At 37.3% G+C, this 15,478-nt stretch carries 12 protein-coding genes; 5 read left to right on the plus strand and 7 right to left on the minus strand.

Features of this window, described 5'->3' with window-relative positions; genetic code table 11:
- Positions 1-823: 823 nt before the first annotated feature.
- A complete protein-coding gene (locus tag CY0110_RS17975; protein WP_008276940.1) occupies positions 824-3,076 on the plus strand; it encodes a ribonuclease R family protein in 2,253 nt (750 codons plus the stop codon).
- Positions 3,077-3,174: 98 nt separating this feature from the next.
- The gene (locus tag CY0110_RS17980; RefSeq protein ID WP_008276941.1) at positions 3,175-3,975 is read left to right on the plus strand and encodes a DUF3153 domain-containing protein; all 801 of its coding nucleotides are present in this window, start codon (positions 3,175-3,177) and stop codon (positions 3,973-3,975) included.
- A gap of 56 nt (positions 3,976-4,031) precedes the next feature.
- Here the strand turns inward: CY0110_RS17980 and CY0110_RS17985 are convergent, their stop codons facing one another.
- Positions 4,032-4,598 (minus strand): hypothetical protein, encoded by a 567-nt coding sequence (locus tag CY0110_RS17985; protein ID WP_008276942.1) that lies wholly within the window; start codon positions 4,596-4,598, stop codon positions 4,032-4,034.
- A 305-nt stretch (positions 4,599-4,903) separates the two neighbouring features.
- Here CY0110_RS17985 and CY0110_RS17990 point away from each other — a divergent pair, with 305 nt between their 5' ends.
- Complete coding sequence (locus tag CY0110_RS17990; protein WP_008276943.1) at positions 4,904-5,545, plus strand: hypothetical protein; 642 nt, start codon at positions 4,904-4,906, stop codon at positions 5,543-5,545.
- Positions 5,546-5,623: 78 nt separating this feature from the next.
- On the opposite strand, the gene CY0110_RS17995 is transcribed toward CY0110_RS17990, so the two are convergent.
- The 6 genes from CY0110_RS17995 to aroB all read right to left on the minus strand — a co-directional run bounded on the left by CY0110_RS17995 (position 5,624) and on the right by aroB (position 13,057).
- Complete coding sequence (locus CY0110_RS17995) at positions 5,624-6,163, minus strand: PEP-CTERM sorting domain-containing protein (protein ID WP_008276944.1); 540 nt, start codon at positions 6,161-6,163, stop codon at positions 5,624-5,626.
- A 255-nt stretch (positions 6,164-6,418) separates the two neighbouring features.
- Positions 6,419-7,855 carry a DEAD/DEAH box helicase gene (locus CY0110_RS18000; protein WP_008276945.1) on the minus strand — a complete coding sequence of 479 codons (1,437 nt, stop codon included), beginning with the start codon at positions 7,853-7,855 and terminating at the stop codon, positions 6,419-6,421.
- A gap of 161 nt (positions 7,856-8,016) precedes the next feature.
- Positions 8,017-9,330 (minus strand): 30S ribosomal protein S12 methylthiotransferase RimO, encoded by a 1,314-nt coding sequence (gene rimO, locus CY0110_RS18005; RefSeq protein ID WP_035799881.1) that lies wholly within the window; start codon positions 9,328-9,330, stop codon positions 8,017-8,019.
- Between the two features lie 375 nt (positions 9,331-9,705).
- On the minus strand, positions 9,706-11,022 hold the full coding sequence (gene clpX, locus CY0110_RS18010) for an ATP-dependent protease ATP-binding subunit ClpX (RefSeq protein ID WP_035799884.1): 1,317 nt from the start codon (positions 11,020-11,022) through the stop codon (positions 9,706-9,708).
- A gap of 11 nt (positions 11,023-11,033) precedes the next feature.
- Positions 11,034-11,723 carry an ATP-dependent Clp endopeptidase proteolytic subunit ClpP gene (clpP, locus tag CY0110_RS18015; RefSeq protein WP_035799886.1) on the minus strand — a complete coding sequence of 230 codons (690 nt, stop codon included), beginning with the start codon at positions 11,721-11,723 and terminating at the stop codon, positions 11,034-11,036.
- Positions 11,724-11,956: 233 nt separating this feature from the next.
- Positions 11,957-13,057: a 3-dehydroquinate synthase gene (aroB, locus tag CY0110_RS18020; protein WP_008276949.1), complete on the minus strand. Its 1,101-nt coding sequence runs from the start codon at positions 13,055-13,057 to the stop codon at positions 11,957-11,959.
- A 158-nt stretch (positions 13,058-13,215) separates the two neighbouring features.
- Here aroB and psbN point away from each other — a divergent pair, with 158 nt between their 5' ends.
- Entirely contained in the window at positions 13,216-13,347 is a 132-nt protein-coding gene (psbN, locus tag CY0110_RS18025) for a photosystem II reaction center protein PsbN (RefSeq protein ID WP_008276950.1), read from the plus strand.
- Positions 13,348-13,796: 449 nt separating this feature from the next.
- On the plus strand, positions 13,797-15,278 hold the full coding sequence (locus CY0110_RS18030; RefSeq protein ID WP_008276951.1) for a DEAD/DEAH box helicase: 1,482 nt from the start codon (positions 13,797-13,799) through the stop codon (positions 15,276-15,278).
- Positions 15,279-15,478 lie beyond the last annotated feature (200 nt).

Consider the following 15,478-nt stretch of genomic DNA (forward strand, 5'->3'; position numbering starts at 1 on the left):
CAACCAAGCAAAATGCTGAGCCGAGTTGAGAGTAAAAGGAATAATGAAGATAAGCCCGTCAGACCAATTAATCCTGGGATAATGAATACTACATAGACAAGACCAAATGTCTGTATCTTCTGGCCAATGCGATCAGCCAACATGACAAACAACCCTAAGCTAATAAAATTCAAGGCCAAATCAAACAAAGAAACGTACTTAAATAAAAATAATATAAACTTCATAGAAATATTTTTTAGTTGTAGCTTTTGACAACCGACTCTAATAAATTCGTCATCCTCTAAAAATTGTCACTTTAAACTATTTTCATGATAAACGTCATCTCAAAGCAATGGGTAGAAGAAAAACTGAAGAATTACCGCATTTCATTATCATCTACCTATTTTGTCTCTTTTGTTAATGCGAAACTCTGATACAGTACCAATTCTTCCCTCACCTCCTACACCCTACTCTAAAACCCTAACAGCGAACTCAATTCAAAATGTACCTTATCTTGGTAAAATGATAAGTCAGATGAGTTTATCAAGAGAAGTTCACCTTAATTAGATTAGTCTATTCTGGTGCAAAGCGAGTCTTCAACGAGAGTCCTCCTTTCCAAAGATACAACTCTCTCTTTGCCCTTCAAGCGTACTTCTCAAGCATGACATTTAAGGTTCCTAGGGAAAACTCCATGAGGAGTGTATCGGCTTAACCCTAGATACTTAACCTGTAAGACTGGGGTGTGAAGTTTAAACCAAAGCATTACTCATCAACTGATCCGGTGTTTATCTTCCTATCTTCAGATCAATCAGACTCACTCACATTTAGCAAGGACTATTTATAGATGGAATTTTCAATCGCTACATTATTATCCCATTTCAGTGATAACAAATTGGTGGCGGCCAAACTCCTAGAGAAAAAATTGGGATGTGAAGACGAAGAAAGCGTCGAAAAATTACAAATCATCCTAGACGCATTAGAATTAGTGGGAATCTTAGAAAAAGAACGGGGTAAATATCGTCGCGTTAAAGAAGACGATCTCGTAGAAGCTAAGTTACGCTGTTCGAGTAAGGGGTTTTGCTTTGCTATCCAAGACGAAGAAGACGCAGAAGACATTTATGTTAGAGAACTCCATCTTAGTAATGCGTGGAATGGCGATCGCGTCTTAGTCAAAGTCATCAAAGAAGGAACCCGTCGCCGTTCCCCTGAAGGAGAAGTTAAACTCATCTTAGAACGGGCAAACCCCTCCTTATTAGCTCAGGTTAAAAAAGAAGAGGAAAAATATCAAGCTATTCCCCTTGATGATCGCTTACTCTTTGAATTAATTCTCGAACAAAATGGAGGTAGCCTAGAAAAAGCAGTGGATCATCTGGTTCATGTTTCTGTGGTTCGTTATCCTATTGGAGAACATCCCCCTGTTGGACGAGTGACCCGCATTTTAGGCAGTGATGCTGAAGCGGCCGCCGATACAGATATTGTCTGCTGTAAACATGATCTTTCCCAAACCTTCAGGGAAGACTTAGAACAAGCAGTTTCAGAACTCCCGACTACCTTCGATCCCGAAACCCTAGAACAACGAACCGACTGGCGTGAGGTTCTCACCTTTAGCTTCACCGAAGATGTGGAACGAGACTGTTTACCCTTTATCGAAACCGCCTTTACCCTAGAGCAAACAGAAGATAACCACTGGCAATTTGCTGTTCATATTAGCGATATTGCCCACTATATTCAACCTAACTCTTTATTCGATAAAATTGCTAAAAAACGAGGAACGACGGTGTATTTGGGTAAAAAAGTCTTACCCATGTTACCCGAAGGCGTAACCGAACGTTATTCTTTGAAACCCGATCAAGACTTTTTGACCATCTCTGTGATCATGACCTTCGATAAAAATGGTCAACTGCTAGAATACTCCATTGAACCGACGGTTATTCGGGTAGATCATCAACTGACCTATCCAGAGGTTCAATCTATTTTAGCCGACTTAGAAAAAGTCCCCGATGATCAACAATCTCTGGCCGAGAAACTAAAACACCTCTTTTTTACCCTCAGTCCCTTAGTTAAAGCCCAACGGTTACAACGGGGTGGGTTTGAACTACAATTAGAACCGCGATCGCCTTATCAAGATGAGGGTAGAGTCGGAACGTTAATTGCTTCTTCTCGGACTCCCATTCGTTCTTTATTAACTGAGTTAGTGGTTTTAGCCAATAAAGCTGTTGCTGACCACATTCAGGCTTTAGGCATACCAGGCATCTATTGTACTCAACCCGAACCCGACTGGGAAGAGTTAGAAGACTTACTGAAATTAGCCCAAAATTTAGGGTTAGAGGCATCCCTTGAATCAGAAGAAGAAATTACTCCCCAAGATTATTATAATTTAACCCAAATGTTAGGGAAATCGTCTCACGTTCATGTTCTCAGTTATTTACTCCATGAAACCCTCAAATCATCTAAATATAATAGTCATCCTGGTTCTCATTTTGGCTTAGCTTATAATGATTGTTACACTCATTGTGTTTCCCCAGGTAAACGCTATGTTGATCTATTAATTCAACGGGTCTTAAAATTAGTGTTTAGTGATGGACGCGATCGCCGTACTCGACAAACCAAAACGGGAGTTAATCTCTTTAGCAGTAGCTGTCATGGTAATATTAATTGGAATGTCTTACCCCCGGCTATGCAAGAAGAATTAGAAGAACAATTTCACTTTTTAGTCACCTATCTCAATGATCGCGAAAAAACTGCCGAAGAAGCTGAAAAAGACCTCGAAGGACTACAAAAAGCTGAAAAAATGAAGGAACGAACTGGCAAAGTTTTCAAAGGACTGATTACAGGTGTTCAATCATACGGTTTCTTTGTAGAAATTGAAGATTTATTAGTAGAAGGATTAGTCCATGTTAGTTCCCTAAAAGATGACTGGTATGAATACCGTTCCCGTCATGGCTGTTTAGTGGGACGTAAAAATCATATTGCCTATCGCTTAGGAGACGAAGTGGAAGTCGAGGTTAAAAGTGTTGACTATTATCGACAACAAATTGACTTAGTAACCGTTGGTGGAGGAAGTTCAACTAATAATGGTGACTGGAATGAAGAATAAGAATTAAGCAAATTTAAGTAGGGGTTTAGCAATACTAAACCCACATATATTGAGATTTAAAGAACTGAGTTAATTATTAATTCTTAAAAGGTAAACTAATGGTAAATACGCAAAAAAAAATAACTAAAAACTATAATCAAAGAAGAATTTTAAGCCGTTTATTCTTACCTCTAATTCTCAGTTTATTAGTTTTATTATCGGGATGTGTTCGTTATGATGTTGGGATTAATTTTAATGAACAACATCACGGAGAAATTTTCCAACATATTCGATTAGCCCAACAGCTAACCAGTTTGAGTAAAACCGAAGCTAATCAATGGTTAAATAGTTTAGAAAGTCGTGCTAAATCCTTAAAAGGAAAAGCGCAAAAAGTTTCTGATGAAGAAATTATAGTAAGAATTCCTTTCAGCAATGGTCAAGAATTAACTGATAAATTTAATCACTTTTTCAACCCAAATTATTCTAAAATAACCTCTGGTTTAAAAGTAGAAAATCCTGAATTAGTTCAACTCAAAGCGGAGATGTCCATTAAACAAAGTAACTGGATATTTTTTGAGCGAAATAAACTGGATATTGATGTTGATTTAAGAGCTTTAGGGGTACTTTCTAATCAAGGCAATGTTATTGTTAGTCCTGGTTCTTTAGTTAATTTAGAGTTTGTTTTGAATGCCCCTTTACGAGTGAAAAATATTGATAAAAAAAGTAACTTAAATAGCGAATCTAACCCTAACTATACTCAAACCAGTTGGCAACTAGAACCCGGTCAGATTAATCACATTGAAACCTCTTTTTGGGTTCCTAGTTATTTAGGCATCGGAACCGTTATTATTATTCTGGTTATCTTATTAGGATTCTACGCCAAACATCGACATTTTCCAGGGTTTCAAAAAACCGTTTGAAAAATAGTTAAATGATTGATGATACTACAATTTTATTACTGGTGCGATATGTCAGTTTAATGAAAAAAAGGTGTAATTTTTTTTCTCTTACAATATGCACCTAAGCCAAAAAGCATTAATCCTATCGAGGATGTAGACTCAGGGACTTCTCTAACACTAACTGACTCGTTGCTTATAATGGACTGACCGTTTTGACTAATAATCCCCGTACCCCCAAACCCTTCACTATCATAATTAGAAATATTACCAAGAGAATGATTGCCAAGGGAAGCAATAAAGGCAGAAGAATTCCCTAGTGCATACTCAAGGAAAAACGAGTTTAAATCTATATTGTCCAAGTTATGAGTAAAATTAGCGAAAGTCGAGTTTCCTGCAAAAAAATTCATTTCATATACAAACACTTCATTGATGTCAGGATTAGGATGAAATATAATCATATCGTCTCCATTTCTGTCTTCTCCTGAAAAGGTTCCGACCACTTCTGCTGTGGTTACTTCTCCATCCTGCTTCCATCCTGATTGAGAAAATCCAAAGGTTAGCGCATTCGCAGGTTTCCCACCTATTAACATAGCACCAGTCAATCCTATTGTCCCAATTGATAAGAACTCTATTAGTTTTTTCATAATGGTAATGGTACAATTACTTAAAATTTATTTATATTCATCTAACAATATTTACTCCTCTAGATATTTAAAACAACCGTAAAAAGAGCTATATATTTACTTTATTCAAAATTTATACTTAGTATATATACTGAGAAAGACTAAACATTTTATAACAATATCGTAACAATTATTTCTAACATATTTATTGTCAATTGTCGATGATCAAAATCATAGTTTCACTGTGATTTTAATCCTTGAGATAAGGTAACTTAAAAATTATTCTGTATATAGAATCTAAACTAAATATTTAAGAGAAACCAAATATGAATATTAAATCAACCTTCCTAGGATTCCTAGGTTTAAGTATCGGTATGGGGGCAATTTTAAGTTTTGCTTCTATTAAGCCTGTTCAAGCTGGATCACTTAATCGAGAAATAGTTGATGCCAATGGGCATAAAATGGGTCGCCTAGCATTTACTTGGGACGACAGTATGGTCACCAATAATATGTTAAGACATTTTGACTCTTTAACCAGTTTTAATATAACTGATTATGGTGAGATGAGTTATGATTTAGAGTTTGCTAAAAATGCACACTTTCAAAATTTTGATTTTAATGTTAATACTGGTAAATTAAAGATTCTTGCTTACAATCTATCGAGAGAAACTGCAACACGAAAATACGGATTTACCATTTGGAGTAAAGACTTTGATTCTGATGTTGTATCCTCTAGTGTGATAGCCTCTAATCTCCCTAATGATCAAGCTTTAAATCAAGCTTTAACAACTAATAAGTATTCGGTTAATTTGAATTTAGCTGCTTCTGGGTCAACCACTGCTGTTGATAATGTTTCTTTACAAGAACCACAACCACAAGATCCACCCAGTGTTCCTGAAAACAGTTTAACCACTGCTTTATTAATCGTTGCTGGATTAGTTTTTCTCAGTCCTCACAAAGTTTTCTAAAGTTAACAATAACACTTCTTTTTTTAGATAATCGACCCACACTAAAACTCGCTTAAAATTAGTGTGGGTTGTTTCTTTTTAATGGGAAAAACTTGTGGTTATTTTTCTCTTAAAATAAGCGCCTAGGCCAAAAAGCATCAATCCTATCCATGATGTCGGTTCAGGAACCTCTCTAACACTAACATTAACTGACTCATTGGTAAGAATTGACTCGCCACTCTGACTAATCACTCCGAGATCAATATCCATATTTTCACTATCATAACTTGAAGTAAAATCAGTCGAAGAGATAGTTAGCATATCAGGATTTCCTTTCATATACTCCAGAATAAATAAATCATTTAAGTTGTGAGTAAAATCAGTGAAAGTTGAGTTGCCTTGAAAGCTCATTTCATAAGCAGAAACTTCGTTTATATTGGGGTCAGAAAAGTCAAATATAATTTTGTTGTCTCCATTTTTATCTTCCCCTGAGAATGTTCCTGTCACTTCTCCGCCACCTGGCAACCATCCTGATTGAGAAAATTCAAACGTTAAAGCATTGGCTGGTCTAATTCCTATGGTAATAGCAATAGTCAATCCTGTTGTCCCAATTGACAAGGACTGTATTAATTTTTTCATAATGGTACAAACTTCCAACTAATTTTTTGAAGCAATAAGCAATCCCTTCTATTCCCAGTCTATTTAATTTCTCTATTTCAAAAAATAAGCTTTTCTAACTTTTATAAAGTTAGAAAAATATTAGGTTTTAAAAGTCAATTTTTCTTAAAAATCTTTAATACAAGAATAATTAAATAATTAAATTGTTTTCAATATATCAAAACAAAGCTCCTGCCCATAGGACAGGAGCAATAAATCTTAAATTTATGTAAATTTCTAACGACCTGGTTGATGGCTCACAATTTTACGATTTCCTCGGTTAGAGTTACTATTGTGTTTGTTAGAGTTATATTTACCCTTACGCTTAATGATAGGTTTAGGTACGGTTGATTCGGGGACTTCCCAATCTGTCTTCATCCAGTCAGGACAGTCTTGATCATAAATCATCTGTAAAGCAGCAGCAGCGATCGCTTGAGGATCGTATTCGTCACTTAATTCCCGTACTAAGGGTAAGAACGAGGCCATTCGCTCTCCTGCTAAGGACTCTTTGATTTGATTTTGCAGTTTTTCTAGGCGTTTAGCCTCGACCTGAGAACGACTGGGTAGCTTGCAAGTTTCTAACTTTTGTCGCAGTCTCTTTTCAATTTGCCGTACCATACGGCGATCAATAGGTTCTATTAAAGAAATAGCGGTTCCTGTTTTCCCTGCCCTTCCGGTACGACCAATACGATGAATATAGGTTTCGCTATTATCGGGTAAGTCGTAATTGATAACATGGCTTAAATTTTCTACGTCTAAGCCCCGTGCAGCAATATCAGTGGCCACGACTAATTTAATTTTCCCATCTCGGAAGCGATGGACTAATCTTTCTCGTTGGGACTGAGAAAGGTTCCCATGATATTCATCCACGCTATGACCAATTTCTTGAAGTTTACTGGTCAAGTCTGAGGCAGTTTGTTTGGTACGAACAAAGATAATGGCTGACTCAGGATCTTCAATTTCTAGGATAGGTTGTAGAGCTTTGCGTTTTGACCATCCTCTCGGAACCATATAGAGATGCTGATCAATCCGTGTTGGGGCTGCTTGAGTGCGTTCAACCGATACGGTAACAGGAGACTTGAGAAACTGATTAACTAAGTCTCTTATTTCTCTAGGCATCGTCGCTGAGAAACAAGCGGTATTGCGAGCGTCGGGGGTTTTTCTCAGAATGGTTTTGACATCATCAATGAAACCCATACTTAACATTTCGTCGGCTTCATCAAGAACGGCCCAGCGTAACGAGTCTAAGACTAATTTTTTCCTTTCTAATAAGTCGATAACTCGTCCTGGGGTTCCGACAACAATCTGTACTCCCCGTTCTAAACTACGGATTTGTCGTTCGATAGATTGACCGCCATAAACCGTTAAGATGTAAAGGCGACGTTCTGTTGAAAAGTCTTTTAAGGCTTCAGCAACTTGTTGAGCAAGTTCACGAGTTGGCGTTAAAATTAACGCTTGAACGTTGGAATTTCTAGTGTCAATTTGTTCAAGTATTGGTAAGGAATAGGCTGCAGTTTTTCCTGTTCCTGTTTGAGATTGTCCTAGGACATCATGCCCTTCTAATAGTAAGGGGATTGCTTTTTCTTGAATCTCGGTAGGACTTTCAAATCCGAGGGTTTGTAACTGGTTAATGCGGGCTTCGGATAGTCCTAGGTTCTCGAAAGAAATGGTCATAAGGTCGTTTTTGTTGGTAAGTTGACTATGAATTAAACGTTTAGAAAGTGCAGCTAGATTTTTTTATAGTGGCTTTTCAAACTGCTTATTATTGTGACTTATGTTAGCATAAGTTTCTAGTTAGTTTCCACTCAAGTTTGTACGGACTTCAAGGGTTGGGGTTAGATAACTTTTCCATAAAGATCATAAACATCAGCATCGGTAATTTTTACGGGCATAATTGAATTTAATTGGCCTTTTCCTCTAACATAAACAACTCCATCTACTTCGGGGGCAAATCTGATTGAACGTCCTATACATTCTTCGGTTTTAGGGTTTTCTTGTTCAATTAATACTTCTACTGTTTGCCCAACACATTTTTGATTTTTCTTAGCAGCAATGGGTTGCTGAATTTCCATTAAATAGTTCCGTCTTTCTTTAGCAATTTCTGACGGAACTTGGTTGGGCATTTGATAAGCTGGTGTTTCTTCTTCAGGAGAAAAGGTAAACACTCCTACATGATCGAATTCGTGTCGTTGAACAAAGTTAATTAGATGCTCAAAATGTTCTTCTGTTTCTCCTGGAAATCCTACAATAAATGTGGTTCGCAAAATGGCATTAGGAATTGCTTCTTTCAACCTTTCAATAATATTATCGTTAACCTGACCTTGCCAGGGACGATTCATGGCTTTTAAGATAGCAGGGTGAGAATGTTGCAGAGGTAAGTCCAAATAGGGTAAGATATTTGGCGTTTCTCTAATGGCATCAATCACTTTTTCAGTTAATCCCGTAGGATAAGCGTAATGAATGCGAATCCAAGGAATATCTACTTTTCCTAATACCCTTAATAGTTCCGCTAATTTGGGTTCTCCATAAAGGTCTAAGCCATAATTTGTGGTAATTTGAGAGATAAGAATAATCTCTCGCACCCCTTGCTCAGCTAGTTGTTGGGCTTCGGTAACAATCGATTCAATGGAACGCGATCGCTGATTGCCCCGCAAATGGGGGATAATACAAAAAGCACAACGGTAATCACATCCTTCTGCCACTCGAAGGTAGGCAACGGCTTCGTTAGTCGTGCGATAACGGGGGGTCATTTCATCGGCTACAAATGTAGGGTTTTGAGACACTTCTGTGACTCTTTCCCCTGTTTCTACCCGTTGAACGACATCGACAATTTTTTGGTAGTCTCCTGTTCCCACTAAAGCAACGGCTTCTGGCAATTCTTGCAATAATTCCTCTTGGAAATGTTGAGCCATGCAGCCAGAAATAATGATTTTCTTGTTCGCTTCAGCCAATTCGACTAAAGTACGGACAGATTCTTCTCTGGCTTCTTGAATAAAGCTACAGGTGTTTACAATAACGTAATCTGCTAGTTCTTCGTTAGCATCAATAGAATATCCCTGTTGCGCTAGTAAGCCTAGCATATGTTCTGAATCTATACGATTCTTCTCACAACCGAGGTGAGATATAGCAATAGTTGGCTTGTTGCCCATGTATTATTTGGTTTTACCCCTTGTCTTCCACTGGGGCGAAAAACCAAGCAAATCCTTTCTTATAGCTTCTTAGCTAGAAATATTGTTTGGGATACTGGCTTGCCCCTTTTGTACTGTTAATTTATCTTAACAGATTTTTGCTCACAAGGGAAGTCTTTAAGTTAAATTTTTTAGGTTATGATAATAAATCTATGGTTATCAAGGCCGATTAACCTTGATCTAATCATTCCCCTGCTCTGATTTTTCTATTTTTATGCAATTCTAACTAAGATGTTTGTGAGCTAATGAACCTCTATTTTTCCTTACCCCAATGCTTCTTGGGGTAAGGAGGTTTTTATACATTACTTTACTCGCTATCTATTTATCCCTAGGTGTTTAAGCCGATTCAGGGGTTACCATAGAGGATGGATGTAACAATAACTCAGAAGTTGAGCGTTTTTCTACCATTTCTTTGGTGATCATGCACTTCTGAACATCTTGGCGTGAGGGTAACTCGTACATTACATCTAACATCAGTTCTTCAACGATGCCCCGTAACGCTCTTGCTCCAGTTTTTCGTCGATAGGCTTCTTGAGCGATCGCTTTAACTGCTTCTTCACTAAATTCTAGCTCTACATTGTCCATATTTAGCAGTTTTTGATATTGCTTAACCAAAGCATTTCGAGGACGAGTTAAGATTGCAACCAGGGTTTCTTCTGTTAAGGGGTTTAAGGCTGCCATTACAGGAATTCTTCCTACAAATTCAGGAATCATGCCAAATTTCACCAAATCATCGGGTTCAACTCGCTGCATTAAATCTGCTGTCCGTTTTTCTTTTGACTGTCCTTCTCCTGGACGAACAAACCCCATAGATTTCTTGCCGATGCGTTGTTCTATCACTCGTTCTAAACCAACGAAAGCCCCACCACAGATGAATAGAATGTTACTAGTATCAATTTGAATACAATCTTGATAAGGATGTTTCCTACCTCCTTGAGGTGGAACATTGGCGACTGTCCCTTCTAACATTTTCAACAGTGCTTGTTGTACTCCTTCTCCGGATACGTCACGAGTGATAGAAGGATTTTCGCTTTTACGAGCAATTTTATCGATTTCATCAATGTAAATAATCCCTCTTTGGGCTTCTTCTACATCGAGATCGGCTACTTGTAATAATCGTAGGAGTATATTTTCGACATCTTCTCCTACATATCCTGCTTCTGTTAGGGTAGTAGCATCGGCTACAGCAAAAGGAACTTCTAATACTTGGGCTAGGGTTTGAGCTAGAAGGGTTTTTCCTGAACCAGTTGGACCCATAAGCAAGATATTCGATTTTTGCAGTTCGATGTTGTCATCATCATTTTTTCCCTGAACCAAATTCAGACGTTTATAATGGTTGTAAACAGCTACAGAAAGAACTTTTTTAGCCTCATCTTGACCTATCACATACTCATCAAGATAATCTTTTATCTCCATGGGCTTAGGTAGCTCTTTAAGGGATGTCCCATTTTTAGAAGGACGTGCTTTAGTCCGGGTATTACTTTTGTCTGTAATCGGACCCGATGTTCCCATTAATTCTTCGTCTAAAATTTCGTTACAAAGCTCGACACATTCATCGCAGATGTAGACTCCCGGGCCAGCGATTAGCTTTCGTACTTGCTCCTGGGATTTTCCACAAAATGAACATTTTAGGTGGGAGTCGTATTTAGACATAAGCGGTTGAGTTAGTTGAGTGAGGTTACAGGGACAGTGGGATCGGACAAATCTGGTCGAGAAATGACTTTATCAATCAAACCATAATCCACTGCTTCTTGGGCTGACATAAAAAAGTCTCGTTCTGTATCAGTAGCAATTTTGTCATAGGGTTGTCCCGTATGCTCAGCCAGCATATCGTTCAGCCGTTTTTTGATGTAGAGAATTTCTTTAGCTTGAATTTCAATTTCTACGGCTTGACCTTGTGCGCCCCCTAGGGGTTGATGAATCATAATCCGAGAACTGGGTAAAGCCATGCGCTTACCTTTTGTTCCTCCTGAGAGTAAAAAGGCTCCCATACTAGCTGCTAGTCCAAAGCAAATGGTAACTACATCAGGACGTATTTGCTGCATGGTATCATAAATAGCTAATCCTGCATAGACCGAGCCTCCTGGTGAGTTAATATATATTTGAATGTCTTTTTCAGGGTCTTCTGCATCCAAAAACAACAGTTGCGCTACGATCGAATCAGCTACTTGATCATCTACGGGAGTTCCTAAGAAGACAATCCTTTCTCGTAACAATCTTGAATAGATATCAAAGGCTCTTTCCCCTACACCAGACTGTTCTACCACCATTGGTACTATGTTTTTGGCGGTGGCGTAAATTTCTGAGGGACGCTTACTTGATAGATTATAATCTAGCGATCGCGATTGAATCATATCCTTTTAGATTAGGTTAAAAATGGTATTTCTATTAAGTTACACATTCACGGCGAAACCTTATCGATTCTACCGTTTGCGGTAACTAAGGCAATTGCCTGAGAACCGACTTTGTTTAATTATAAGTCTTCTTCTTGAATTTTGTCTCTCTTGCAACAAATTTAATTTAATGATTTGGATACTGCGAGTTGCTTCTTGCTACCTTCACATTAGCATATTGTCTAGGTAGATTATCAGGTTCTTTTCATTTCTTCTAATACTGTGTTAATCACTTCAGAGGGTATCTCTTCTTTAATATCAACTTTCCCAATATTTGTTGGTAAAATGAATCTAACTTTTCCAGCTTTTACTTTTTTATCTAACTGCAAGGTTTCTATAATTTTTTGGGATTTCAAACTTTTATCTATGCTCTCTGGCAAAGCAGCTTTTTTGATCAAATCATCTTGTCTTTGAGACATTTCTTTCGTCCACATCCCTGATTTTACTGCTATTTTTCCTGCTGCCACCATACCGATTGCCACTGCTTCTCCATGATTAATTTGACTATAACCTGTTAAGCTTTCTATTGCGTGACCAATAGTATGGCCATAGTTTAGAATAGCTCTCAGTCCTGCTTCTTTTTCGTCTTGATTAACCACATCTACTTTTGCTTGACAAGATTTTTTGATAATTTCTTGTAATATCTCTAAATTGATATTATCTAAACTATCTAAGTTTTTTTGTGCTTCTAACTGATTAAATAAATCTTGATTCCAAATTACTCCATATTTAATAACTTCTGCCATTCCTGCTCTAAATTCTCTGACTGGTAATGTTTTTAATACCATCGGATCAATAAATACTAAACGGGGTTGATAAAAAGCACCTATTAAATTTTTTCCTTGAGGATGATTTACCCCTGTTTTTCCTCCAATGGAAGCGTCTACCATAGCTAATAAGGAGGTAGGAACTTGAACAAAATTAATGCCTCTTAACCAAGTGGCTGCAGCAAACCCCGTCATATCTCCTATGACTCCACCTCCCAAGGCCAACAAGGTAGACGAGCGTTCTAGACGATATTTTAGAGCAACATCATAAACTTGAGAAATACTATCTAAAGTTTTGTAAGTTTCTCCTGGTGGAATTAAATGAGAAAATACTTCAAACCCTGTTTTTTTGAGTGAATTAATAACAGTTTTACCATAGTAATTAAAAATCTCTGGATTAGAAATTACCATGACTTTCTGACCTAACTGAAGTGAATCCAAATATCGACCTATAGTCCCTAAGCTATTGGGATCAATGACAATATTGTAACTGGTATGGGGTAAAGTAACTTGAATGACAGAGGACATAAATTTCGGTTTCTACTGAATGTCTCAGAATAATTTAGTAGATAAAAATTTGACTGATTTCAAGGGGTTGGGGTAAAAACTGAGATAGAATTGATAGATATGGTTACAATTTTTAATTATAATATTTAAGATGATCGATATTATCTTTTAAAAATCCTATGGAACCTGCAACTGCTTTAAGTATCGCTATTGGCTCAATTCTTCTTGTCATTACTGGATTTGCCATTTACACGGCATTTGGACCCCCATCTGCTCAGTTAAGTGATCCTTTTGAAGATCACGAAGATTAAGCTATGTTAATGAGGATTATAAAGCTTTTCCTTCAAATCCACAAGAAATTAAACTAAATTAAACAATAGGTTGGGTTAACTGTTAGAAAAACTCAACCTTTTTCATCGGCTCATTAAATCAATCAAATACATTTAATTTTATTTAAAATAATAAAAACTCTAGTTATATTTAGCCTGCCCGATCTTTTATATAAATAAAATTAATGAAAAATATTTTAATTTTTTAAATTATTTATAAGTTTTTGAAATCTTATGAAAGCTGCCCTAATCACTGAAATTAGCAAAATTTTAACAACGAAGTTGCCCCTTTACAGACACTTGTGATAAGATGCAATCGGAAAATAAAGGTGCCGTTCTGTCTAATGTTTAGTTATGGTGAGATGACTGAATTTTGTATGTCAAGATTGAAAAGATAATCGCAACCTAACTATCTAAAGCTAAATTGTTACATGGCACGACCCAGTAAACTAAAATACGATCGCGGTACTTTAATTTTACATCCACCCCCAAAAGGTAAAGCTTGGATTGATTTTGCTACCTGGGATGACCGCATTGAGCAGTTTCGGGTTCCGGCTATTTACTATCGGACTTTAATTGAAATCCTTCAAGCAAATAACCTTAGCTTGATTGATGAGGCGAAAGAATTCTTTCCTTTAAACCTAACCCCTAGTTTTGAAAGGGAACCTTATCCCCATCAAACGGAAGCTTTAGAGGCTTGGAAACATTCAGGACGTAAAGGAGTGGTTGTGTTGCCCACGGCTGCAGGAAAGACCTATTTAGCCCAGTTAGCCATGATAGCTACGCCTCGCACTACTTTGATTATAGTACCCACCTTGGATTTAATGCACCAATGGTATGCTCAAATGAGCGCGGCCTTTCCTGACATTGAGGTAGGGTTATTAGGAGGAGGATCACGCGATCGCAGTCCTATTTTAATTGCCACTTACAACAGTGCAGCTATTCACGCAGAAACGTTAGGAAATCGCTACGCATTACAAATATTCGATGAATGTCACCATCTTCCTACTGATTTTTTTCGTGTTATTGCCGAATACGCTATTTCTCCCTATCGTTTAGGCTTGACTGCCACCCCAGAAAGGGCTGATGGTAGCCATCGTGACTTAGATAGTTTAATTGGTGAGGTAGTTTATCGCAAGGGAGTTAAAGAACTTGCGGGGGGAACGTTAGCGGATCATGAAGTCATAGAAATTAAGGTTAAACTATCACAAACAGAACGAAAAAGTTATGATAAGGCAATACAAATTCGTAATGATTTTTTACGCAAGTCTAATATTTCTTTAGGGAGTTTAAATGGCTGGCAAATTTTTGTCAAAGCCAGTGCGAGAAGTCCAGCAGGAAGACGGGCAATGTTAGCCCATCGAGAAGCAAAGGAAATTGCAGCAGGTACAGAAGGAAAATTAAGAGTCTTGGCGGAATTAGTTTGTGAACATCATCAAGATTCATTATTAATTTTTACCAATGATAATGCGACAGTTTATCGTATTTCTCAAGAATTTTTAATCCCGGCGATTACCCATCAAACCCCAGTAAAAGAACGTCATGACATTTTAACCAGATTTCGAGAAGGTATTTATAAAAGTTTAGTCACTTCCCATGTTTTAAATGAAGGGGTTGATGTGCCGGAGGTTAAGGTTGCTATTATTATATCGGGAACCAGTTCGGCACGGGAATATGTTCAAAGATTGGGTCGTATTTTACGGAAAGGAAAGGGAAAAAATAAGTTAGCAACCCTTTATGAAATTGTGGCAGAAGACACCAGTGAGGAAAGAATATCACAACGGAGAAAGGAAGGAACAAAAACACCGAAACCTCAACAACTAGAATTGTTACCCTCAACTTATAACATGAAGTCTAAAAAGTCATTACGTGCTGCTGAAAAACCTAAGAAAAAGTGGGGAGAAGAAGAGTAAAATATATTGCTAATTAATGTTAAAAATACTTGCTTTTTCTTGACTTGACATGATATTATATACACAATGGAAAAGGCATGCGCTTGCAACATCGTTTTGAAAAGAAAAACAAGTCATTCAAAAAATTGTTATTTTCAACAGTTTACTAGACAACTGTTAGGGGGTGAGTAAGATTTTTTACTTTTGTGATGATACAGATT

Source organism: Crocosphaera chwakensis CCY0110, from assembly GCF_000169335.1.
In the GTDB taxonomy this organism is placed as follows: Bacteria; Cyanobacteriota; Cyanobacteriia; order Cyanobacteriales; family Microcystaceae; genus Crocosphaera; species Crocosphaera chwakensis.